The sequence below is a fragment of the Ruegeria sp. AB10 genome, from assembly GCF_056542745.1.
In genome coordinates, this window is sequence record NZ_JBQGAI010000010.1 from 75,359 (window position 1) to 99,335 (window position 23,977).

Below are 23,977 nucleotides of genomic sequence, written 5' to 3' on the forward strand. Positions count from 1 at the left end.
ATGGTGCAGGCAGTGACGTTGCCCCGAAACGAGGCCGGGATTGAAACAGCTGTCGGCATTCTGAAGCAGAAGTTCGGCGATCGTCTGCGAACCGGTCAGGCGATCCGCGAACAGCACGGCCACACGACCACATGGATCGAAAACCAGTCGCCGGATGCGGTGGTGTTCCCGCATTCGACCGCAGAAGTGTCCGAGATCGTCAAAACCTGCGCCCGGCACAAGGTGCCGGTGATCCCCTTCGGGACCGGCACCTCGCTGGAAGGGCATGTGAACGCTCCGGCTGGTGGTATCTCGGTAGATCTGACCCAGATGAGCAAGGTTCTGGCTGTCCACGCGGGCGATCTGGATTGCGTCGTTCAGCCCGGTGTCACGCGCGAGGACCTGAACACCCATCTGCGCGATCAGGGCCTGTTTTTTCCTATCGACCCCGGCGCCAATGCCTCGCTGGGTGGGATGGCGGCAACACGGGCCTCGGGCACCAATGCGGTGCGCTATGGCACGATGAAGGACAATATCCTCAGTCTGGAAGCGGTGATGCCGGACGGGCAGATCATCCGCACCGGACACCGGGCCAAGAAATCCTCGGCCGGGTATGACCTGACCCGCTTGTTGATCGGGGCCGAGGGCACGCTGGGTATCATCACCGAGCTTACGCTGCGCCTTCAGGGCATCCCCGAGGCAATCACCTCGGCCCGGTGTTCCTTTCCAACGGTCGATGCTGCCTGTCAGGCGGTGATGATGACGATCCAGTATGGCGTGCCGGTCGCGCGGATCGAGCTGCTGGATGAATTGTCGGTCAGGGCCGCCAACGCCTATTCCGGGCTGGACATGCCAGAAACGCCGCTGTTGCTGCTGGAATTCCACGGGTCCGAGGCCGGTGCGGTCGAGCAGGCTGAAACCTTTGGTCAGATCGCCGAGGAATTCGGTGGCGCGGATTTCGCCGCCACCTCGACCACCGAAGAGCGCAACAAGCTGTGGCAGGCCCGGCACGACATGTATTGGGCCAGCCTGCAACTGCGCCCCGGCGCGCGCGGCATTTCCACCGATGTCTGCGTCCCGATCTCGCGCCTTGCGGAATGCGTCGCGGCGACGCGGGCCAAAGCGCAGGACCTTGGCCTTCTGGCTCCAATTGTCGGGCATGTGGGCGATGGGAACTTTCACACTCTGCTGCTGATCGACATGGAGAACGCGGACGAGGTGGCCAAAGCTGATGGCTTTGTAGGCTGGCTGAACGATCTGGCGATCTCGATGGAAGGGACCTGTACCGGTGAACACGGAATCGGGCAGGGCAAGCGGCCCTATCTGATCAAGGAACTTGGCCCGGCGGTCACCTATATGGGGGCGATCAAGGCGGCACTGGATCCGGATAACATCATGAATCCAGGTAAAATTCTACCATCCGCAGAGTTTTGATCCGCGCCGAAATTCCGGCGTCGCAGTCATAAGACTGCCCCAATTTGGGTTTATCTTTCGCGAAAACGAGCAGCGATTGATTTCGGATATTCAGATGGACGGTTTGCGGATCTTTGGGTTTGTGATGATCATAGTCTTGGTCATCGTCGGCCTGGATTATTATCAACAGGACAAAAAACACGAAGGCACCTTGTCCGCCAATGGCTATGTGGACACGATCAAGCATCGCTTTGCGCAGCAGCAGGTCGAACGTGACGCCAAAGAGGCCGAGCGGGAACGCAAGAAGCTGTGGAAAGCGGGCGCAAAACCTCATCTCCCGGCATCCACCAAAAGATGGTCACGATACGAGCTGACCGATGCGGATAACAAGGCCGTTGCGACCGCGATCTCAAGCTATGGCATGACGCCGCTGATCAGTTCCATTTCAAACACGGCGGAACTGATGAGCCTGTCCAGCGGGGGCAAAGACGGCATTCTGCGCAAGCTCAGCGAGACTGGTGCGGTCTATGTTCAAGGTGAAGAAATCGCCTGGTTCGACATCAGCCTGAAACCGGAATCGGTGCGCAACACATTGGCGGGGCTCGCGCTGTCCCGGCAGCAGAATTTCATGGCACATGCCGTGATCAAGAAAGGGTTCGCCGTTATCGGTGGTGTCGCGTTCATCGAAGTTACTCAGGACATGACCTCTCCGACTGAGGCGCTTGCGTATCGCAAGATCACGGGGCGGATCGGAATTGACGAAGAGGTCGTGATCCGGTTGCATACCAATGCCAGCGATGCCTCGATCCGCGAACTTTTGGGCGCGGTTGACTATGCGGCCCTGAATGCTTTGCTGACCTTCCCTTCGCCTGTAGTGGGGCAGGGGTTTTCGGTACCGATGGACCGGCAGCCTGAGGTCGCCACGAAAATGGACCGCCTGTATTCCAAAATGAAGATGGTTCAGGAGAAGATAGCCAGCAAAAAGCTCGAGAATCTGGATTTTGCCGCGGTTATGGTGAACACGATGACAGCGTCGGGTTTCAACGGCGAAGGTCTGATGGACATCACCGGCGGAGAGGTTTTCGAAAATCAGGATGTCCTGCAGATCGGTTATGGGCGGGCGCAGAAATTGCTGCTGGATTCGGATGAACGTCACGCCGCGTTGGATGGCCCAGCCGAACAGGACACCGCAGCAACGGATATTACCGCTGAAGTGGATACCGCAGCAAAGGACGCCGCCGCCGAACAAGAGGCGCCCGGCTTTTTCAGCCGCCTGAAAGACAAGCTGCCGGCGTTCGGGGAATCGGAACCCAAAGAGGCCACGGCAACGCGCACAAAGGCCAGCCAGCCGGTGCGTGTGCACAAGGGCGGGTTGGGTGGCGGCTGTGCCAAGGTCGGCAGCATCAAGCGGTGTTCAGTCACCGGGCAATAAGCTCAGATAGACAGATTCCGCCGCTCATATGCAGCGGCGGGGTCGTTTTCCTTCTCTCACTGGTCGGATGAATGTCGCGTTTGGCCCTGCAAATGCGCCATATGGTTCCAACAGATTCCAAGGAGAGACGTCCGGTTATGAAAACCCAAGTCAAAGCACTGGTCGTTGGCGGCGGCGCCGTCGGGACCTCGATTGCCTATCACCTGGCCAAAGCGGGCTGGGACGATGTGATGTTGATCGAACGGGACGAGCTGACGTCCGGATCCACCTGGCACGCAGCGGGCCTGCTGCCGCTGTTCAACATGTCCTATGCGACGACCCACATCCACAAATACTCGGTCGATTTCTACAAGACGCTTGAGGAAGAGACCGGCCTGAACGCAGGTTTCGCCGTGGTTGGCAACCTGCGCATGGCGCAGACGCAGGAACGCATGGACGAATACATGCTGTATGCGTCCACAGCCGAGACCTGTGACGTTGCTTATGAATGGCTGACACCTGATCAGATCAAGGAACGCTGGCCGCTGATCGAGACCTCGGACCTGAAAGGTGCGATCTACCACACCGAAGACGGCTACATTAACCCTGCCGACGTAACCCAGGCGATGGCCAAGGGTGCGCGTCAACGCGGTGTGGACATCGTCCGCAAGATGCAGGCCGACGCCTTCCACTGGAACGGCACCCATTGGGAAGTCACCTGCACCAAGATGGTCGAAAAGGGCGGCAACCTCATTCCGTCAGATGAGCAGGTGGTGATCACCGCCGAGCATGTCGTGACCGCATCGGGCAACCACGCGCAACGCACCGCCAAGATGCTGGGCATCAAGATGCCCGCGATCCCGGTTGAGCATACCTTCATCGTCATGGATAAAGACCCCGAGCTGGTCAAATGGCGCGAAGCTGGTAACCCCGAACACCCCGTTGTGCGCGACGCTGACAATGAATCCTACGCGCGTGAGGAACGCGGCGGCTGGATTCTGGGTATCTATGAACACGGCGCACCCGCGCAGTTCGAGCATGGCGTGCCTGACAGCTTCCGCGCGGACCTGTTCCCGCTGGATCTGGACCGGATCGCTGAACAGTATATGGCGATGGCCGAGCGTGTTCCGTCCTGTGCCGAGTCCGGCCTGAAAGACGATTTCAACGGCCCGATCTGCTACACCCCCGATGGCAACCCGCTGGTTGGCCCTGCTCCGGGCCTGCGCAACATGTGGCTGGCCGAAGGCTTCAGCTTCGGTATCACAGCCGCAGGCGGCACCGGCTATTATCTGGCGCAGATGATGGTCGATGGCGAAGCCGAGATCGACATGGCCTCGCTGGACCCCAAACGCTACAGCAGCAACTGGATGACCACCGAGTTCGCGGCGCGCAAGAACGAAGAGTGCTATGAGCACGTCTACATCCTGCACCACCCGGATGAAGAGCGCGCGGCCTGCCGTCCGCTTCGGACCGTCCCGGCCTATGATCGCCAGAAAGCGCGTGGCGCCCAGTTCGGTTGGGTAAACGGTTGGGAACGCCCCAACTACTTTGGCCCCGTCGATGCGCCTGAAAACTTCGACGAGGAAAGCCGTTCGTTCCGCCGTGGCAACTGGTGGCAATATGCCGTCGAAGAAGCCAAAGCGATCCGCGAAGGCGTTGGCCTGATCGACGCGTCGGCCTTCACCAAGCATGTCGTCAAAGGCCCCGGTGCAACCCAGTTCCTGGATTGGTTCACCTGCAACAAGCTGCCCAAGGTCGGTCGTATCAACCTGACCTACGCGCTGACATCGAACGGCACCACTCGCACCGAATACACCATCGTCCGCAATGGCGAGAACAACTACTACATCGTCTCTGCCGGTGCCTGGACCGAGTATGACGCCGACTACCTGCGCAAGGCGGCTGAGGACAAGATGGAGGAGTTCGGCTACATCGAGATCCAGGACGTGACCACCCAGTGGGGCGTCTTCGCCATCGCCGGACCCAAGTCGCGTGACGTTCTGAAAGAGGTCATCAAGGACGCCGATCCGGAAACCGCTCTGTCCAACAAGCGCTTCCCGTGGCTGTCGGCCCGCCAGATCGAACTGGGTATGTGCCCCGTGAACGCGATCCGTGTGGCCTATACCGGCGAGCTGGGCTGGGAACTGCACCATCCGATCGAGATGCAGAACTACCTGTTCGACCTGCTGGAAAAAGCCGGTGAGAAGCACGGTATGAAGCTGGTTGGCGCGCGCGCCCAGAACTGGCTGCGTCAGGAGAAATCCTATCGCGCCTTCGGCACCGAATTGGGCCGCGATGCGACCCCGCTGGAAGCTGACCTGCCGCGCTTTGTCGACCTGTCGAAAGACTTCTACGGCAAGGCCAAGCTGGAAGAGACCGGTGTGCGCGTGAAGTGCTGCACTCTGCTGATCGACGGGCCGGACGATGCCGATCCGTGGGGCCGCGAGGCGCTGTATACGCCGGAAGGTGAGCGTGTGGGTCGTCTGACCTCGGGCGGCTATTCGGTCGCGTTCGAGAAATCCATCGGCATGGGCTACGTAAAGCCCGAGATGGCGGTCGAAGGCACCAAGCTGCAAGTCAAAATTCAGGACAAGCTGTGGGATGCGGTCGTCACCTGCGACAGCCCCTACGATCCGAAGAACGAAACCATCCGCAAGGACGGCTAAACACACAAAGGCCCCGGATCAGTCCGGGGCCTTTTACTTTTGGGATCAGGCGCTCAGTTCATCGTAGCATTCCAATGCCTTGGCGGCATACATCATCGATGGCCCGCCGCCCATCTGAACGGCCATGGCCAACACATCGGAAAACTCCTCTCGCGTTGCGCCCGCTTTGACCAGCGCTTCGGTGTGGAGTGTGATGCAGGGTTCGCACCGGATCGCAATGGACATGCCCAAGGCGATGTACTCTTTGGTCTTGTAATCCAGTGTTCCGCCTTGTTTGACCGCAGCGCTCAGCGCACCGAATGCGCGGGTGGCGTCGGGTATCGCGCCGTTGAGGTTGCGCAGACCATTGCGTGTGTCTTTGATCTTGTCCTGCCAGCTCATGTCATTATTCCATTTAATATCAGGCAAACGGAATATGTTTTGATGCGTCAAACCGGGCCTTGATCTTGATCAGGTGACGGTCTTTTCCGCGACAAAGGCCAGATTGTTTGCGGGCATCTCGACAATATCGAGGACAATCAGGTTCTGCCCCGCCATCCAACCGGCAATGTCCTTGTCGTCCTTATATCCAATCTCGGGGTTTTGCTGGACCAGCGCGCTATGGAACCTATGGTCGCCGTCGCTGGTCAGTTGGCCTGAGCGTTTGAACGGCCCGTAGAGGATAAACCTTCCCCCGGGGGCCAGTGCCTGTGCGGTTTCGGCAATCAGTACCTGTGTTTCCTGCCAACTGATCAGATGCACCAGATTGATCAGAACGATCAGGTTCTGATCGGCGAACGCTTCATGCCACCCTTGCGCTGTTGCATCCAGTGCGACGGCGTCAGCGACGTTGGGCAGATCGGTGGCATAAGCGTCGATGCTGGCACGCCGATCGGGTTCAACTTCGGTCGGTTGCCAATGCAGGTCGGGCAAGGCTTGAGCAAAGGCGCTGACATGCTGGCCTGTGCCGCTGGCGATCTCCAGCGCCTGTCCGGTCGTTGGGGCCCATTGCGTCAGCAGGTCACACAGCGCCTCGGCGTTGCGGGTCGCGGCGGGGGCAATCAGCCGCCCGTCCTGCCCTTCGGTGGCGACACTGGCATTGGACGGTAAAGGGCGTTTGGTCATCTGCGTAACCTTTCCGGGCTGAGGGCCGCAATCGTTTCCGCATCCAGGTCCGGCGCAGCACCGATCACGCGGTCCGCAACCAACTGCGACGCGGCCGGAGAGGTTTGGAACCCGTACCCGCCCTGACCGGCCACCCATATGAACGACGGGTCAGCCGGTTCCGGCCCCAGCACAAGGGTTCCATCGGGGGCAAAGCTGCGCAACCCCGCCCAGTTGGTTTCAACCCGCGTGACGGGCTCGGTGACCATCTCTTCGTACCGGGCCAGGCCTTCGGCCAGAATCATATCGTCGGCATAGGCATCATGTGGCGGCACCGGATCGGCCTCGGACGGAGAAACCAGCAGCTTGCCCGCATCGGGTTTGGCATACCACGCCTCACCCACGCCCAGCATCATGGGCCAGTCTTTCACGTCATGCCCGCCCGGCGCAGGCAGGCGTGCCATCGACCTGCGTTTCGGAATGATCCCGATCGGGGCAATCCCGGCCATTGCTGCGACCTTGTCCACCCAGGCGCCCGCAGCATTGATCAGGGTATCGGCCTCGTAGGTGCCACCGGCCTCGATTATCCAGTGACGGGCTTTGCGAATGGCGGTGACCTTGGCTTTGGTCAGAACCTCACCACCATTACCGCGAATGACGCGGGCGAAATCTTGCAGCAACCTGTCCGTGTCGATGTCGAAGGCCGCAGTACTGACGGCGGCGAAGCCCAACGTATCAGGGTTCAGGATCGGTACCCGAGCCCGCGCCTCCCCCGTGGTGATGACCTGCATGTTCAGATCCACCATGTCCCGTTCGAACCCCGAGGCCTGACCCTTTCCACCAACCAGCATCAACCCGCGCGGCGTCAGATAGCCACCGTTTCCGGTGCGCATGAATTCGGCGCTGGCCTTGTTCAGTGCTACAACCGACGACGGCCCATAGCTTTCTTCGAACAATGCGGCCGAACGGCCCGAGGCATGATAGCCCAGGGCCTCCTCGGCCTCGAGCACGGTGACTTTCCCGTGCTGGGACAGCCGCGCCCCGGTGCTGAGGCCGGCAATGCCGCCGCCGATGATCAGAAAATCAGTCATGTGTCCCCTTTGGTCACGTGCCGTGTTCAGTGCATGAAAACGTCTGAAAACTTAAAGCAGGCTTGAATTTACGCATCAACCCATCCAAACAAGAACCAAGCAGAAACAGGAGGGCAGGGTGAGTACCGCAGACCTACACCCGATGGCCACGGGGCATATTCCGTCCTACGTGACCCAGGCGGACGGCAGTGATTTTCTTTTGACGTTCATGTTTATTTTTACCGTTGTCGTCATCATTCTGATTGGCGTGGGATATTTCACCCTGCACTCGATCCCCGAAAAGATCGCGCATGAATCCAACCACCCACAGTTCCAATTGGTCGGCATACTGGCCCTGTTGGCGCTGTTCACCCATAACGGTCTGTTCTGGGTTGCCGCCGTTCTGGTGGCCGGGTTCCAGTTTCCCGACGTTGCCGCCCCGCTGAGGGCCATCGCCGACGCGATCCGATCTTTGGGCAAACAGGACCCGCCCGAACCGGCGCCGGTCCAGCCCTCGGAAACCGCCGCGCAGCAGGAGCAGTAAGACATGCTTGAGACATTGATGTGCGCGCTGATAACGGTGCTGCCCGACTATCTGTTCCGCCGGTTTGTTCAGGGCAAACGGATCGGTCATGAAATCACGCTGTTTACCATGTGGTATGAGCTGCGCTGGGGCCTGACCACCTGTGCCATTCTGGCGCTGACGGTGATCACCACGCTGTTTTATTTCCACCCGGCCAGTAAGACGGCGGCTTCGTATTTCCGCACGGTGACGATCCTGCCGCAGCTGGGTGGCCGCGTGTCCGAGGTGTATGTCTCCAACAACCAGCAGGTTGTCGCAGGCCAGCCGATCTTCCGGATCGAGGATTTCACCCAGACCGCCATGGTTGAGGCCGCCCATGCCCAGATCGCGCAGGTTCAGGCCTCGTTGAAAGTGGCGGAAACCGATCTGGCCGAGGCCGAAGCCGGCATTGCCGGTGCCCGCGCCGGGCTGGATCAGTCGCTTGAGGATCTTGAGCGCAACACCACGCTGCGCGACGAAGGCTCCAGTGCCGTAAGACTGGCCGAGATTGATCGGTTGGAGAATCTGGTGGCCGAACGTGAGGCGCAACTGAGGGCTGCCGAGTCGCAGCGTGCAGCCGTCGTGCAACAGATCGAGGAACTGATCCCTGCCCAACTGGCCAGCGCCAACGCGCAGCTGGATGCCGCGTTGACCGAACTGGACAAGACCGTGATCAGCGCCGGTGTGACGGGCCGGGTCGAACAATTCGGCCTGCAGGTCGGTGACTATGTCAGCCCGCTTTTGCGCCCGGCTGGTATTCTGGTCCCGTCAAGTTCGGGTCACAACCGGTTTCAGGCCGCGTTCAACCAGATGTCGGCGCAGGTTATCAAACCCGGTATGATCGGAGAACTGGGGTGCATGACCAAGCCCTTCACAGTGATCCCGATGGTGGTGGTCGAGGTTCAGGACGTGATCCCATCCGGGCAAATCCGCCCCACGGATGAACTGCGGGATGTGCAGGCCAACACCAATCCGGGTTCGATCCTGGTGTATATGGAGCCGCTCTATAAAGGCATGGCCGATGACATCCCGCCGGGCAGCAATTGTCTGGCCAATGTCTATACCGACAATCATGAACGGCTGGAGCACGAGGATCTGGGCTTTTGGCAATCTGCCGCCCTGCACGTGATCGACACGATCGGTGTGGTCCACGCCGCAGGCCTGCGCCTGCGCCTGATCCTGATGCCGGTGAACACGCTGGTTCTGACCGGGCATTGATGTTGAAAACAGCCACCAAGCGGCAGGTCACCCTGCGGCTTGGTGGCGACCCACCCCATACCCCTTAGAGAGGAGCCTGCCGTCGCGTGTTAGGCTCGGGCTCGGGTCGTCTCGTTCGGACCTTAACGGTTCGTGCGCGGCGCGGCGGCAAAAGGCCGGATCACGCGGCGTGCAAAAAGCTCACAAACCTGACACAGGGCCCGTGTCTCAGGCGCTGCCAGAATTTGCCCCTTCGGGCGGTTTGGTTGTGGAGGTGCAGATTACTCTGCGAGTTTGAACTCCACAAGGTCATCCAGTTTGTACCCGTGGTTAAGCAGTGCCTCGGCCACGAGATATGGTAATTGTCCGAGAGACGGGAAGAGTTTGGCATTATCACCGCTTGCTAGGCGCAGTGCCAAGTCTCGTAGCTTGTCCATATCCGCAACCCACACGGCCTGATCAATGGTGCCGTCCAGAAACCAAGCAGCCAGCCGATCTGTGATCAGGGGCATAGGGCCCGTGGTTTTGTTGCGTTCTGGGTAAGTGGCTATGGTCGACTCGATCACAAAGGCAAACTGATCAGCGCCCTGACGATGGATCGATACCCGGAGCGTGGGCGTTACATTTTCCTTATGAACGCCGCGGAACTTCTCTCGCAGGATCAACTTGCCTTCGACGCGGACGAACTTTCTAGGTTCTTCTTGCGTGGCCGTAGTCTGATAGAGTTTGAATGGTGTGCGCCGTAGGTGCTCACCGAATTTCTTCAGCAAAGGCGCAATATCCTTGCGTTTTGCAGGAAGTTCCCCGCTTTTCCACTTGCTGACAGTGGATTGGCTCACGTTACACAGCGAGGCAATGGTCGTCTGCCGCATCCCGTGTTTCGATGCAATTTGGATCAGTTTTTCAGTGTCACCATAGAATTCGGTGCTTCTTTTGGCGCTCATTTCTTATCCTTAAATAGGCCGGGCGCTCGAAAGCGCCCGGCTGCATGTCATGACTTCTTGGCGCTGGTCGTTTTGCGGTTTGGGTTCAGCTGCCCGCCGCGATGCCCTTGGGCATTCGCATGGGCTTTGTTCTGTCCGGGCGAGCCTTTGTTGGGGTTTTTTATGTCGGCATTGTGATTGGGCTTTTTCATGTCGTGCTCCTTTATTGTGTAACACGATTCAGTCGTAGCCTCTCTGTCCGGTTGTAATAATCTCCCCCGTTGGAATACTCGGGAATAATCGGAATATTTGTGTTTTTCTCGGATCTGAAGAACTTAAAAAAGGCCCGCGTGAAGCGGGCCTTTTCCAGTGATCGCGTGATCTAAGCTTACTGCGGAATTTCGCCTTCCAGCCCTTCGACGTAGAAGTTCATGCCTGCCAGCGTACCGTCATCGGCGGTTTCGCCTTCGGCCAGCCAGTCGCTGCCGTCCTGCTTTTTCAACGGACCGGAGAAGGGGTGGTATTCGCCCGCAGCCATGGCAGCCTTCATCGCCAGGGCTTCTTCTTTCACGTCGGCCGGTACGGCGTCGGAAATCTCACCGATCTCAACCATACCTTCGCGGATGCCGTCCCAGGTGTTCACGGTCGCCCACGACCCATCCATGACGGCCTGGGTGCGCGCGATGTAATAGGGTGCCCAGTTGTCGATGATCGACGACACGCGCGGGAACGGAGCGTATTCGCTCATGTCCGAGGCCTGGCCGAAGGTGATCACGTTGCCTGCCTCTTGCGCAGCCGCCTGAGGCGCGGTCGAGTCGGTGTGCTGCAGGATCACGTCCGCGCCCTGTTCGATCAGAACGGTGGCGGCATCAGCCTCTTTTGCAGGATCGAACCAAGTGTAGGCCCAGACGATCTTGAATTCGACATCCGGGTTCACCTTCTTGGCGTGGATATAGGCCGAGTTGATGCCGCGGATCACTTCGGGGATCGGGTAGGACCCGATATAGCCGATGATGTTCGATTCCGTCATCTTGCCCGCGATATGGCCCTGAACAGCCCGGCCTTCGTAGAAACGGGCCGAATAGACCGAGACGTTGTCGGCGGTTTTATAGCCGGTCGCGTGCTCGAATTTCACGTTCGGGAATTTCTTGGCGACGTTGATGGTCGGGTCCATGTAGCCGAAGGAGGTCGTGAAGATCAGATCGGCCCCTTCCAGCGCCATCTGGGTCATCACGCGCTCGGCATCCGGGCCCTCCGGCACCGACTCAACGAACACGGTTTCGACCTTGTCGCCAAAGTGCTCCTCAACTGCCAGACGGCCCTTGTTGTGCTCATAGGTCCAGCCGCCGTCACCGACCGGGCCGACATAGACGAAGCCGACCTTGGTCTTGTCTTCGGCCATGGCGCCTGTGGCCAGACCCAGCGCCAAGGCGGCACTTGTCAGAAGTGTAGTGAATTTCATGTGTTACTCCCCAAGTTGGTACAGTTGGCCCCTAGTGCGAGGCATGGAAGGTCCGGCCCAGTGCGGCAGGTGCGCTGCTCTTGTCGGCCGAAAGGATCACAAGCACAAGGATCGTGATGATATAGGGCGACATTGCCAGATACTCGACGGGAATGGCAACGCCCGCTGCCTGCAAATTCAGCTGCAACACCGTGATTCCGCCGAACAAATAGGCACCCAGCAACGCGCGCCACGGCTTCCAACTGGCAAACACCACCAGAGCCAGGGCAATCCAGCCGACACCGGCCGTCATGCCCTCGGTCCATTGCGGCACGCGGATCAGGCTGATGTAAGCCCCACCAAGGCCCGCGCAGGCGCCACCGAACAGGATCGCCATGATGCGAATCTTGATGACCTTGTAGCCAAGCGCATGCGCCGCATCGTGGTTTTCCCCCACCGCGCGCAGGATCAGGCCGACGCGGGTGTATTTCAGCGTAGCCCAGACAGCCGCGGTCAGAGCGATGCCGACATAGAGGATCGGATCATGCTGGAATAGGATCGGGCCAATCACCGGGATATCGCTGATCACGGGGATGTGGATTTCACCCATGTCGGGTGGCTTGACCCCCACATAGCTTTGACCCATCAGCGCGCTGAAGCCGAGTCCGAATAGGGTGAGGGCAAGGCCACTTGCGACCTGATTGGCCAGTGCGACCTGTGTCAGCAGTACGAACAGCAGCGACAGCACAGCGCCGCCAATGGCCGCCGCGACAAAGCCAAGCCAGGGCGAGCCCGTCTCGACCGAGATCGCAAAGCCGCTGATTGCGCCGACGATCATCATGCCCTCGACGCCAAGGTTCAGAACACCTGCTTTCTCGACGACCAACTCTCCGATCGCGGCCAGCAGCAGGGGGGTTGCGGCCACCATCAGAGAGGCGACCAGAAGGACGGGATTGATTTCACCAAGGTCCATTTACGCTACCTCGCTACGGGCCGCACGGATGCGGTAGTTGGTCAAAAGATCGAAGGCCAGAAGGAAGAACAGCAGCATTCCCTGGAACACCTGAATGGCCGCGGCGGGCAGACCCAGCTGGGACTGGGCGATTTCACCGCCAATATAGGTCAGCGCCATCAGGCCACCGGCCAGCAGGATGCCCACCGGATGCAGACGACCAAGGAAGGCCACAATGATCGCGGTAAAACCATAGCCGACGTTAAAGTCGATGCTGACCACACCCGACGGGCCGGAAACTTCGAACATCCCCGCCAGCCCCGCCAGCGCGCCGGACAGTCCCAAACAGAACAGGATCAGACGCGCAGGGTTCACACCTGCGAACTTGGCCGCGCGGGGTGCCTCACCCGTCAGGCGGATGTGAAAACCCAGCATATGCCGGTTCAGCAGGACATAGGCAAAGATCACCGCGATCAGCGCTGTGACGACCCCCCAATGCATCCCCGAACCCGCGATCAGCTCAGCATTATGCGCGCTGTCATAGGATTGCAGGTTGCGCGAGCCGGGAAAGCCGAACCCCTCGGGGTTTTTCAGCAACCCCAACGAGACTGAGGCCAGCATCTGCTCGGCCACATAGACCAGCATCAGCGACACGAGGATTTCGTTGGTCCCAAATCGCACCTTCAGAAAGGCCGGGATCATCGCCCACAGCCAGCCGCCAAAGGCTCCGGCAATCACCATGATCGGAAAGATGTACCACGCATCCAGAGGGTAGAAGGCCAGACCGGCCCCCGCACCAAAGATGGCGCCCATGATGTACTGCCCCTCGGCACCGATGTTCCAGATACCGGCACGGAAACCCAGCGACAGGCCGATGGCGATCAACACCAAAGGGGCGCCTTTCACCAGCAATTGCGGGCGGTAGTAAAAGGCGAACTCACCAAACAGAGGCTCCCAAAAAATGGTTCCGATGGCCTCAACCGGGTTCTTGCCCAGAATGGCGAACAGAATGCCGCCGCACACCATCGTCGCCAGCACCGCGACCAGAGGGGTGGCATAAGACCACGCCTTGGACGGCTGCGGCCGTTTCTCCAACACAATCATCTGCTCATCCCCCACCCATCTTCATCTTTTTTCAAATACTCTCGCCGAAGGCGACGCGACCGTTCATACATGCGCCACCTCCATGCCATGCGCGCCACCCATCATCAGGCCGATCTCGTCGACTGTCAGACCCGTGGTCGGGCGCGGGGCGCTCAGGCGGCCTTCGTTCAGGGCCGCGAAGCTGTCCGAGATTTCCATCAGCTCGTCGAGGTCCTGGCTGATACAGATCACCGCCGTACCTTTGGCGGCCAGATCCAGAATGGCCTGCCGGATTGAGGCCGCCGCCGCTGCATCCACACCCCATGTCGGCTGGTTGACCACAAGCACGTCGGGGTTTTGCAACACCTCGCGCCCAATCACGAATTTCTGCAGGTTTCCGCCCGACAGCGAGCGCGCTGCGTTCTCCGGCCCAGGCGTGCGCACGTCAAAAGCGCTGATGATTTTCTCAGCAAAGCTCTTGGTCTCGGCCCATTTCAGGAACCCGTTGCTTTCCAGTCCTTCGCGGACCGAGCCGGTCAGCAGGGCGTTTTCGGTCAGGCTCATATCCGGAGCCGCCGCATGACCCAGCCGTTCCTCGGGGGCGGTCAGCACGCCCAGCTTTCGCCGGGCGGTGGGGCCGAGCTTGCCGATCTTCTGGCCGTTGAACTTGATCGCATCGGCGGTTGTCAGGATTTCGCCCGACAGCACGCCCAGCAATTCATCCTGCCCGTTCCCGGCGACGCCACCGATGCCCAGAACCTCGCCCTTGCGGACCGTCATGTGGACATTGCGCAACGCCGTGCCGAATTCCGACGGCGAGGGCACAGACAGCCCGCTGACATCCAGCGCGACCTCGCCGAACTCGCGGCCCGACCGTTCGGGCGTCTGCAAGGTCGATCCAACCATCATCTCGGCCATGTCGCGGGCCGAGGTTTCAGAGGGGACACACTCGCCGACATTCTTGCCCAGACGCAGGATCGTGGCGTGGTCGCACAGGGTCCGGATTTCTTCCAGTTTGTGCGAGATATACAGGATCGAAGTGCCCTCGGACCGCAGTTTGTTCAGTGTTTCAAACAGGATATCGACCTCTTGAGGGGTCAGAACCGAGGTCGGCTCGTCCATGATCAGCAGCTTCGGGTCCTGCAGCAGACAGCGGATGATTTCGACCCGCTGGCGTTCGCCTGCGGACAGGTCGCCAACGGTGCGGTAGGGGTCCAGCGGCAGGCCGTAGGTCTCGGACACTTCGCGGATGCGCGAGGCCAGATCACCCATCGGGGGCGGGTTCTCCATCCCCAGCGCGATGTTTTCGGCCACGTTCAATGCATCGAACAGCGAAAAGTGCTGGAACACCATTGCGATCCCGTCGGCCCGCGCCGCGCGGGGTTCAGGTGGCGCAAAGGGCTGGCCCCGCAGCAACATTGTGCCGCTGTCGGGTTTCACCAACCCGTAGATCATTTTGACCAGCGTGGATTTACCCGCGCCGTTTTCACCCAGCAGGGCGTGAACTTCGCCCTCACCGATGTCAAAGGACACCTGGTCATTGGCCACGACGCCAGGATAGGCCTTGGTCAGCCCTTGCAGGCCTAAAAGTGGAGTGGTCACGCGCTCAGGTCCTTCTTCAACTCGTTCTGTCGGGCCGGGCGCAAGAGCTGCGCTGCGACACCAACGGCGATCATCTGCGGGTGTTTGCCCAGGCCGGGGTCCCCAATCGGGCAAGTGATCCGGCTGATCCGTTCGGGCGAATGCCCGAGGGCCGCCAGCCGCGACCGGAATCGCGCCCATTTGGTAGCCGAGCCGATCAGGCCAGCAAAGCGGAAATCATGCGAAAGCAGCCGGTTGCACAGTTCTAAATCCAGATTGTGCGAATAAGTCAGCACAAGATGTTCTGCATCGCGGGGGGCATGGCGCACCAGTTCGGCGGGTTTTGCCGCCGGAACCACCGTTACACCGTTGGGAATCGCGTCAGGAAACCGCTCTGGCCCCGTATCTACCCATGTGATCGCCAGATCGGGCAGGGGGGACAGAACATCCACCAGCGCGCGGCCCACATGGCCTGCGCCCCAGATCCACAGGTTTCGTGTTGGCTTGTGTACCGGCTCAACCATCCAACCGTCGACCAGTTGCGGTTCGGGCGCGACGCCCTGTCCGCGCGCGGCCGCCAGCAGACGTTTGACCGACAGGGGCATGTCGCCGCCCGACGGAGACCGCGCGATCACGGTATCGTCCAGCGCGTTCATGGCGTCTTGGTCATAGACCTCGCTCAGCAGTGACACCGCGCCGCCACAGCATTGGCCCATGTCAGGGCCAAGCGCGTGATGTGTCAGGCGGGCTTGTACCGTCTGTGTCCACGCGGCCTCAGCCGCTTGAAACTCCAGCGTGCCGCCGCCGATGGTGCCACTTTGCCCGAAGCCGGTTTTTTCTGGCCAAACCAGCATTGCAGCGCCGACTTCGCGCGGGGATGACCCCTTGATCGCAGCGATGACCACCCGGGTGACTTTCCCGTGGGTTTTGACCGCCTCCCACAAAGCCTCTTGATCAAATCCCATCAGGTTCCTCCTTTTACCCGTTGGACGCCGCGCCAGACCTCTTCGGCTGTGGCGGGTGCATCCAGTGCCGGATAGCTGTCGCCACAGGCGGCCACCGCATTCGACAGCGCCAACCACGCCGAGATGCCCAGCATGAAGGGTGGCTCACCCACAGCCTTCGAGCGATAGATCGTGTCCTCGCGGTTCTCACCATCCCAGAGCGCGACGTTAAAGATGTCCGGCCGATCCGAACAGGCCGGGATCTTGTAGGTCGAGGGCGCGTGGGTGCGCAGGTTGCCCTTGCCGTCCCAGACCAGTTCCTCGGTCGTCAGCCAGCCTGCGCCTTGCACATAGCCGCCTTCGACCTGCCCGATATCCAGCGCCGGGTTCAGCGAGGCGCCCGCGTCATGCAGGATATCGGTGCGCAGGATGCGGTTTTCGCCGGTCAGAGTGTCCACGGCGACCTCGGTGATAGAAGCCCCATAGGCGAAGTAGAAGAACGGGCGGCCACGCCCAGCGATCCGGTCCCATTCGATCTTGGGCGTTTTATAGAAGCCGGTCGCCGACAAGCTGATGCGCCCCTGATAGGCCAATGCGGTCGCTTCGGCGAAGCTATAGCGTTCCTCGCCGACCGAAACGTATCCGTCCGCAAAGGTGACCGCGGATGGGTCGGCCTGATGGCGTTCAGCCAGATAGTCGGCCATCCGGTCGCGGATCGTGTCGCAGGCCGCTTTTACGGCCATGCCGTTCAGGTCACTGCCCGAGGATGCCGCCGTGGCCGAGGTGTTCGGCACTTTGGCGGTATCGGTGGCGGTGATCTTGACCATCTCCAGCGGGATGCCAAAGCGGGACGCGGCCACCTGCGCGACTTTCTGGAACAGCCCCTGTCCCATCTCGGTGCCGCCATGATTCAGGTGGACCGATCCGTCCTGATACACATGCACCAGCGCGCCCGCCTGGTTCAGATGGGTCAGCGTAAATGAAATCCCGAACTTGACCGGAGAGAAGGCGATGCCCTTCTTGATCACGCTGTTCTCGGCGTTCCATTTCTTGATTGCGGCTTTGCGCACGGCATAGTCGCTGGATTTCAGCAGCGCTTCGGTCATACCGTGCAGCTCAAAATCGCTGACCTCCATACCATAGGGCGTGGTGTTGCCGCCTGCGGGCAGGGGGCGTACCGGAGCGTCCCCCATTTCCACTGCACCACGGCTGGTCAGGTCTTCATGCGGGTCGGGGTGACCCAGCGGTTTCTCAGCCGGTTCGACCTCGACAACCTTGTGCGCCGGCTCATAGTAGTTACGACGGCGCAGTTCGACCGGGTCAAGACCCAACTCATGCGCAGCGTGGTCCATCACGCGCTCAATCCCGACCATGCCCTGCGGGCCTCCGAACCCGCGATAGGCGGTGGCGGATTGGGTGTTGGTCTTCAGCCGGTGGCTTTCGATCCGCGCATTGGGCAGCAGATAGGCGTTGTCCGAATGCAGCATCGCACGGTCGGCGACGGGAAGGGACAAGTCCTGTGCCCAGCCGCAGATGGCGTGGTGCAGGAACGAGACGCCCTGAATATGACCATGCTCATCGAACCCGGCCTTGTAGGAAATCCGGAAGGCGTGACGCTTGCCGGTGATGATCATGTCATCGTCGCGGTCATAGCGCATCTTGCAGGCTTTACCGGTAACGCGCGCAGCGATCGCGCAGGCGACGGCCAGCGCATTGCCCTGGCTTTCTTTGCCGCCAAAGCCACCACCCATCCGGCGTGTTTCGACCCGGACAGCATGCATCGGAACGCCCAAAGCGTCCGCCACCTTGTGCTGAATCTCGGTCGGGTGCTGGGTCGAGCTATGCACCAGCATATCCGCACCTTCATTCGGCACGGCCAGCGCAGCCTGACCTTCCAGATAGAAATGCTCTTGCCCGCCGAGTTCAAAGGAGCCTTCAACCACGTGGGCCGCGCCCGCAATGGCCGCGTCGGCGTCACCCTTGGCATAGGTGCGCGGGCCGTCCTCGAACCGGCTATCGGCGGCCAGAGCCTCTTCGACCGTCAGAATGGGTGTTTCTTCGGCATAGTCGATCTTACCCAGACGCGCGGCCTTGCGGGCGGCCAGATGGCTGGTGGCGACGATCAGAAACACCGGCTGACCGATATAGTGAACTGTTCCGTCGGACAGCAGCGGTTCGTCATGGATCGAGGGTGAGACGTCGTTGGCAAACGGCAGGTCATCCGCAGTCATCACCATCACTACGCCCTCAGCGGCCTTCACGGCCGACAGGTCCATCGCGGTGATCTTGCCTTTGGCAATCGGGCTCAGGCCAAATGCCAAATGCAGAGAACCCTTTGGCGTCGGGATGTCATCCACGTAACGCGCCGAGCCGGACACATGCAGCGGTGCCGCGTCGTGGGGGAGGGGTTTGGTCACGCTCATGCCGACACCTCCAGCACATTGGTCACTTCGCCCTGATCCTCGAGGAAATATCGTTCCAGCATCGCTTTTGCGGTTTCCAGACGATAGGTGGCCGAGGCGCGCATGTCCGTGAGTGGTGAATAGTCGTCGGCAAAGGTGGGCAGCGCGGCGTCAATGGTTTCGCGCGTCCACGGTTTGCCGATCAGAGCGGCCTCGACATGGGTTGCCCGTTTCGGGATGCCCGCCATGCCGCCAAACGCGATGCGCGCTTGTGTGACGGTGCCGTCCGTAACGGTGATATTGAAACAGCCGCACACGGCCGAGATATCCTGATCGAACCGTTTGCTGAGTTTGTAGGCTTTCAAGCGATCCGCTTGACGGGGGAAACTGACGGCTTCGACGAACTCACCCGGAGCGCGGTCCTGCTTGCCGTAATCGATGAAGAACTCTTCCAGAGGCATCGACCGCCGCGCATCGCCATTGCGCAGATGCAGGGTGGCATCCAACGCGATCAGGGCGGGTGGGTTGTCTCCGATGGGTGACCCATTGGCGATATTACCGCCAACGGTGGCCGCGTGGCGCACCTGAACGCTGGCATAACGGCGGATCATTTCAGCGTAAGAGGGGTGCAGATCAGTCAGCGCCGCGCCCATCCGGTTCATGTCGACCATCGCGCCAAAGCGAACTTCGTCCTCGGTGATCGTGATCTGTTTCAGATCCTCGCAGCGGTTGAGGAAGATCACCGGGTCCAGGTCGCGCAATTGCTTGGTGACCCAAAGCCCCACATCGGTCGCTCCAGCGACAAGGGTGGCATCCGGGTTCTCGGCGTACACTGCTGCCAATTCGTCGGATGAGCCGGGCACCATCGGCGATGCCTGCACGGCGACCGGTTTGTCTTTGACCCAGACGGGAATGGGCTGATCCTCAGCGGCCTGAGCCGCGCGAATGATCGGGGCGTAGCCGGTACAGCGGCACAGGTTTCCGGCAAGCTGGGTGTCGTGATCCGTCGCACCATTCGCGTGGCTGGCGACCATCGACATGACAAAGCCGGGGGTGCAGAAGCCGCATTGAGAGCCATGCAGATCGACCATCGCCCGCTGCACCGGATGCGCTTCACCATTCGGGCCACTTGCGCCTTCGACTGTGCGAACCGCTTTGCCATGCAGTTGCGGCAGGAACAGGATGCAGGAATTCAGTGCCTTGGCACCACCCTCATCCGTCACCATGACGGTGCAGGCGCCGCAATCGCCCTCGTTGCAGCCTTCCTTGGTGCCGGTCAGGCCGCGATCCTCGCGCAGCCAGTCCAGCAGGGTCGCTGTCGGATCGACATCCGCCAGCTCCACTGTCTCTCCGTTCAGAAGAAACGTGATATTCATTCGAGAAACCCGTCGCCTTACCCGGTTGCGCCCTTGGGTGCCCTCCTTCGATGCGACGTAGAAAGAGTGGCGGGCGGATAGCTTGCCGTCAGATGTTAGAAACAGGGCAGGTTCTCTGGCAAGAAAAACTGCCTATATTATGCACCATTAGACGGGTACAGCTTGTGAATGTCGCGTTTGTGTAAAAGGCAGTCGCTTGTAAATAAAGCGCTTTTTTCGGGCGGCGCCCGGTCAATCCCGAAGCACCTTCTGCAAAAGCCGAATAATCCGCACTGATTTTTTTGGCATTCCAAAGCTGCGGTTCCCGCTTTTGCCGGGCAGCTGGCTGGGATAGCGTAGGCGGTATGAGCAGTACCCCTCGATTCATTCACCTCCGTGTTCACACCGAATATTCCCTGCTGGAAGGCGCCGTGCGGCTGAAAAAGCTGCCCGCCCTGTGCGAGAAGATGGAGATGCCCGCTGTCGCGGTGACAGACACCAATTCGATGTTCTCGGCGCTGGAGTTTTCAGTGACCGCCAGTGGCGCCGGGGTGCAGCCGATCATGGGCTGTCAGGTTGATCTGACCTATCTGCAGGCGCAGCCCGGTGAAAAGCCCAAAGCGCCTGCGCCGCTGGTGTTGCTGGCGCAATCCGAGGTGGGGTATGAGAACCTGATGAAGCTCAGTTCTTGCCTTTACGTGGATAAGGGCGGGCAGTTGCCGCAGGTCACGTTGGAAGAGTTGGCGGACCGGTCGGACGGTTTGATCTGTTTGACAGGCGGGCCGGATGGGCCGGTTGGAATGCTGCTGCAACAGGGTCAGCGCCCTGCGGCCGAGGTGCTGGTTGATCAGTTGGCGGCGATGTTCCCGGATCGCCTTTACATAGAACTGCAGCGCCATCCGGGGGAAGACGGCCAGCCCGAGGCCGAACGCCTGACCGAGCGTGGCCATGTCGAAATGGCTTATGCCAAGAACCTGCCTCTGGTCGCGACCAACGACGTCTATTTCCCGACGACAGACATGTATGAGGCCCACGACGCACTGATCTGTATCGCCGAGGGCGCCTATGTCGACCAGCAGGAGGGCCGCCGCCGCCTGACCGCGCAGCACTATTTCAAGTCGCAGCAGGAGATGGTGACCTTGTTCGCCGACTTGCCCGAGGCCATCGAGAATACGGTCGAGATCGCGCAGCGATGTGCGTTCATGGCCTATCGCCGTGATCCGATCCTGCCGAAATTCGCTGATGACGAGGTCGCCGAACTGCGCCGCATCGCGAATGAGGGCTTGCAAAAACGTCTGGCGGTGATCCCCCATGCGGTGACACCTGAAGAATACCAGGAACGGCTGGATTTTGAACTGGGCATCATCGAAGGTATGGGCTTTCCCGGTTACTTCCTGATCGTTGCGGACTTTATCCAATGGGCCAAGGATCACGACATTCCGGTGGGGCCGGGGCGGGGCTCGGGCGCGGGGTCTTTGGTGGCTTATGCACTGACGATCACCGACCTTGACCCGCTGCGCTATTCGCTGCTGTTCGAGCGGTTTCTGAACCCCGAACGGGTGTCGATGCCCGACTTCGATATCGACTTCTGCATGGACCGCCGGGAAGAGGTGATCCGGTACGTGCAGCAGAAATACGGGCGCGACAAGGTGGGGCAGATCATCACCTTTGGTGCGTTGCTGTCCAAGGCAGCCGTGCGCGATATCGGGCGGGTGTTGCAGATGCCGTATGGGCAGGTGGATCGGCTGTCTAAGATGATTCCGGTTGAGGGCGTGAAGCCTGTTTCCATTGAAAAGGCGCTGAAGGACGAACCCCGACTACGCGAAGAGGCCCGCAGCGAGGAGGTGGTAGACCGTCTGCTGACCTACGGCCAGCAGGTCGAGGGGCTTTTGCGCAACGCCTCGACCCACGCGGCGGGGGTAGTGATCGGAGATCGTCCGCTGGACGCGCTGGTGCCGCTGTATCAGGACCCGCGCTCGGACATGCCAGCGACTCAGTTCAACATGAAATGGGTGGAACAGGCCGGGCTGGTCAAGTTCGACTTTCTGGGTCTGAAAACGCTGACCGTGATCCAGAACGCGATGGACATCATTTTCAAGTCCGGGCGTCCCTTGCATGTCGCGGCGGACGGCACCGAGCTTTACGAACCTGCAGAAGGGGCCGAGAACCAGATCAACGCTATCCCGCTGGATGACGAGGCGACATACAAGCTTTACTCGGCGGCCAAGACGGTGGCGGTGTTCCAGGTGGAATCCTCGGGCATGATGGACGCGCTCAAGCGGATGAAGCCGACCTGTATCGAGGACATCGTGGCCCTTGTGGCGCTGTATCGTCCCGGCCCGATGGAGAACATCCCGACCTATTGCGAGGTCAAGAACGGGCTGCGCAAGATCACCTCGGTTCATCCCCTCATCGACCATATCCTTGAGGAAACGCAAGGCATCATCGTTTATCAGGAACAGGTGATGCAGATTGCGCAGGTCATGGCCGGGTACAGCCTCGGCGGCGCCGACCTGTTGCGCCGCGCGATGGGTAAAAAGATCAAAGAGGCGATGGACGCCGAGCGCCCGAAATTCGAAAAGGGCGCGGGCGAGAATGGCGTGGACGCCAAGAAAGCCAGCGAGGTTTTCGACCTGCTGGAGAAATTCGCCAACTACGGCTTCAACAAATCCCACGCGGCGGCTTATGCGGTGGTCAGCTATCAGACCGGCTGGCTGAAGGCGAACCACCCGGTCGAGTTCATGGCCGGGGTCATGAACTGCGATATCCACCTGACCGACAAGCTGGCTGTCTATTTCGAAGAGGTCCGCAAGGGGCTGGAACTGCCCTATGTACCGCCCTGTGTGAACCGGTCGTTGGCGACCTTTGACGTGGTGAATGGCGAACTGGTCTATGCGCTGGGCGCGTTGAAAAACGTCGGCGTCGAGGCGATGAATCTGGTTGTGGAAGGGCGTGGCGATAAGCCGTTCGTCAACCTGTTCGACTTTGCCCGGCGGGTTGATCTGAAGAAGGTCGGCAAACGCCCGCTGGAGATGCTGGCGCGGGCCGGGGCCTTCGATCAACTCGACAATAACCGCCGCCGCGTGTTCGAAAGCCTTGATCCTCTGGTGCAGTATTCTGCGGCAATCCATGATCAGAAGAACTCGAACCAGGTGTCGCTGTTTGGTGAGGCGGGCGACGACCTGCCGGAACCGCGCCTGTCGCCGACGCCCGACTGGTTGCCCGCCGAGCGCTTGAGCGAGGAGTTCAGGGCCATCGGCTTTTACCTCTCGGGCCACCCGCTGGATGACTATATGCCTGCGTTAAAGCGCAAGCAGGTGCTGACATTGGACGAGGTGACGGAAAAGGCGCGGTCAGGGCCGTTCATTGCGAAAATGGCAGGTGTCGTGGCCGGGCGGCAGGAACGGAAATCAGCGCGCGGTAACCGGTTCGCCTTTGCCCAACTCTCGGACCCGACGGGCGCCTATGAGGTCACCCTGTTCTCGGAAACGCTGGAGAAATCGCGCGAGTATCTGGAAACCGGCGCGCAGGTGGTGCTGACCGCCGAGGCGACGATGGAGGCAGATCAGCTGAAACTGCTGGGCCGCTCGGTCGGGCCGGTGGATACGGTCGTGGCCGAGGCTGGGGCAACGGGGCTACGGATATTCGTGGACGAACCGGCGGTGCTGGCAACCGTCGCCAAGGTGCTTGAGGACGCCGCTGGTGCGGCCAAGCGGGCCTCGAAAGGGCCGATCCATGTCTTTCTGATGGACCCGGGCCTGCCGGGTGATGTCGAGATGGATCTGGGGCAGGATTTCCCGATCAACCCTCAGATCAAGGGCGCGATCAAGTCTCTGGACGGTGTCACCGACGTTCAGGAAATCTGAGCCAGCCATTTGTTGCCACAGCGTTTTTGCGCGGCTAGGCTGTGATCAT

Annotated in this window: 18 protein-coding genes; 6 read left to right on the top strand and 12 right to left on the bottom strand. The window is 60.4% G+C overall.

The genetic code is table 11. From position 1 onward, the window contains the following. The 3 genes from ACR0NT_RS16490 (at position 1) to ACR0NT_RS16500 (ending at position 5,469) form a co-directional block, all read left to right on the top strand. Positions 1-1,413 (top strand): FAD-linked oxidase C-terminal domain-containing protein, encoded by a 1,413-nt coding sequence (locus ACR0NT_RS16490; RefSeq protein ID WP_170440644.1) that lies wholly within the window; start codon positions 1-3, stop codon positions 1,411-1,413. Between the two features lie 94 nt (positions 1,414-1,507). Then, positions 1,508-2,824: a hypothetical protein gene (locus ACR0NT_RS16495; RefSeq protein ID WP_170674682.1), complete on the top strand. Its 1,317-nt coding sequence runs from the start codon at positions 1,508-1,510 to the stop codon at positions 2,822-2,824. Positions 2,825-2,961: 137 nt separating this feature from the next. Further along, entirely contained in the window at positions 2,962-5,469 is a 2,508-nt protein-coding gene (locus ACR0NT_RS16500; RefSeq protein WP_170674684.1) for a GcvT family protein, read from the top strand. Between the two features lie 45 nt (positions 5,470-5,514). Here ACR0NT_RS16500 and ACR0NT_RS16505 read toward each other — a convergent pair whose 3' ends face one another. The 3 genes from ACR0NT_RS16505 to ACR0NT_RS16515 form a co-directional block, all read right to left on the bottom strand. Further along, positions 5,515-5,850, bottom strand: coding sequence for a carboxymuconolactone decarboxylase family protein (locus ACR0NT_RS16505; protein WP_170440650.1), 336 nt, complete (start codon positions 5,848-5,850; stop codon positions 5,515-5,517). Between the two features lie 69 nt (positions 5,851-5,919). Beyond that, on the bottom strand, positions 5,920-6,573 hold the full coding sequence (locus ACR0NT_RS16510; RefSeq protein ID WP_170674686.1) for a DUF938 domain-containing protein: 654 nt from the start codon (positions 6,571-6,573) through the stop codon (positions 5,920-5,922). Next, complete coding sequence (locus tag ACR0NT_RS16515; RefSeq protein ID WP_170674688.1) at positions 6,570-7,643, bottom strand: FAD-dependent oxidoreductase; 1,074 nt, start codon at positions 7,641-7,643, stop codon at positions 6,570-6,572. Before ACR0NT_RS16515 ends, ACR0NT_RS16510 begins: the two co-directional genes overlap by 4 nt. A gap of 118 nt (positions 7,644-7,761) precedes the next feature. Between ACR0NT_RS16515 and ACR0NT_RS16520 the strand changes: the two genes are divergently transcribed. Both ACR0NT_RS16520 and ACR0NT_RS16525 read left to right on the top strand, forming a co-directional pair. Continuing rightward, positions 7,762-8,166: a hypothetical protein gene (locus ACR0NT_RS16520; protein ID WP_480443387.1), complete on the top strand. Its 405-nt coding sequence runs from the start codon at positions 7,762-7,764 to the stop codon at positions 8,164-8,166. Positions 8,167-8,169: 3 nt separating this feature from the next. Continuing rightward, a complete protein-coding gene (locus ACR0NT_RS16525; protein ID WP_170440656.1) occupies positions 8,170-9,402 on the top strand; it encodes an HlyD family secretion protein in 1,233 nt (410 codons plus the stop codon). A 260-nt stretch (positions 9,403-9,662) separates the two neighbouring features. On the opposite strand, the gene ACR0NT_RS16530 is transcribed toward ACR0NT_RS16525, so the two are convergent. The 9 genes from ACR0NT_RS16530 to xdhA form a co-directional block, all read right to left on the bottom strand. Continuing rightward, complete coding sequence (locus ACR0NT_RS16530; protein WP_170440658.1) at positions 9,663-10,325, bottom strand: helix-turn-helix domain-containing protein; 663 nt, start codon at positions 10,323-10,325, stop codon at positions 9,663-9,665. Between the two features lie 47 nt (positions 10,326-10,372). Next, on the bottom strand, positions 10,373-10,516 hold the full coding sequence (locus ACR0NT_RS16535) for a hypothetical protein (RefSeq protein ID WP_170440660.1): 144 nt from the start codon (positions 10,514-10,516) through the stop codon (positions 10,373-10,375). Between the two features lie 176 nt (positions 10,517-10,692). Beyond that, the gene (locus ACR0NT_RS16540) at positions 10,693-11,766 is read right to left on the bottom strand and encodes a BMP family ABC transporter substrate-binding protein (protein WP_170674689.1); all 1,074 of its coding nucleotides are present in this window, start codon (positions 11,764-11,766) and stop codon (positions 10,693-10,695) included. A gap of 31 nt (positions 11,767-11,797) precedes the next feature. Continuing rightward, on the bottom strand, positions 11,798-12,718 hold the full coding sequence (locus ACR0NT_RS16545; RefSeq protein WP_170332151.1) for an ABC transporter permease: 921 nt from the start codon (positions 12,716-12,718) through the stop codon (positions 11,798-11,800). After that, complete coding sequence (locus tag ACR0NT_RS16550; RefSeq protein WP_170440664.1) at positions 12,719-13,801, bottom strand: ABC transporter permease; 1,083 nt, start codon at positions 13,799-13,801, stop codon at positions 12,719-12,721. It lies immediately after the preceding gene. A 63-nt stretch (positions 13,802-13,864) separates the two neighbouring features. Then, complete coding sequence (locus ACR0NT_RS16555; protein WP_170674691.1) at positions 13,865-15,382, bottom strand: ABC transporter ATP-binding protein; 1,518 nt, start codon at positions 15,380-15,382, stop codon at positions 13,865-13,867. Then, the gene (gene xdhC, locus ACR0NT_RS16560) at positions 15,379-16,326 is read right to left on the bottom strand and encodes a xanthine dehydrogenase accessory protein XdhC (protein WP_170440669.1); all 948 of its coding nucleotides are present in this window, start codon (positions 16,324-16,326) and stop codon (positions 15,379-15,381) included. The genes ACR0NT_RS16555 and xdhC overlap by 4 nt, the downstream gene beginning before the upstream one ends. Next, positions 16,326-18,728, bottom strand: coding sequence for a xanthine dehydrogenase molybdopterin binding subunit (gene xdhB, locus ACR0NT_RS16565; protein ID WP_170674693.1), 2,403 nt, complete (start codon positions 18,726-18,728; stop codon positions 16,326-16,328). The genes xdhC and xdhB overlap by 1 nt, the downstream gene beginning before the upstream one ends. Next, on the bottom strand, positions 18,725-20,083 hold the full coding sequence (xdhA, locus tag ACR0NT_RS16570; protein WP_170674695.1) for a xanthine dehydrogenase small subunit: 1,359 nt from the start codon (positions 20,081-20,083) through the stop codon (positions 18,725-18,727). The genes xdhB and xdhA overlap by 4 nt, the downstream gene beginning before the upstream one ends. Positions 20,084-20,427: 344 nt before the next feature. Between xdhA and dnaE the strand changes: the two genes are divergently transcribed. Continuing rightward, positions 20,428-23,928 (top strand): DNA polymerase III subunit alpha, encoded by a 3,501-nt coding sequence (dnaE, locus tag ACR0NT_RS16575; protein ID WP_170674697.1) that lies wholly within the window; start codon positions 20,428-20,430, stop codon positions 23,926-23,928. Positions 23,929-23,977 lie beyond the last annotated feature (49 nt).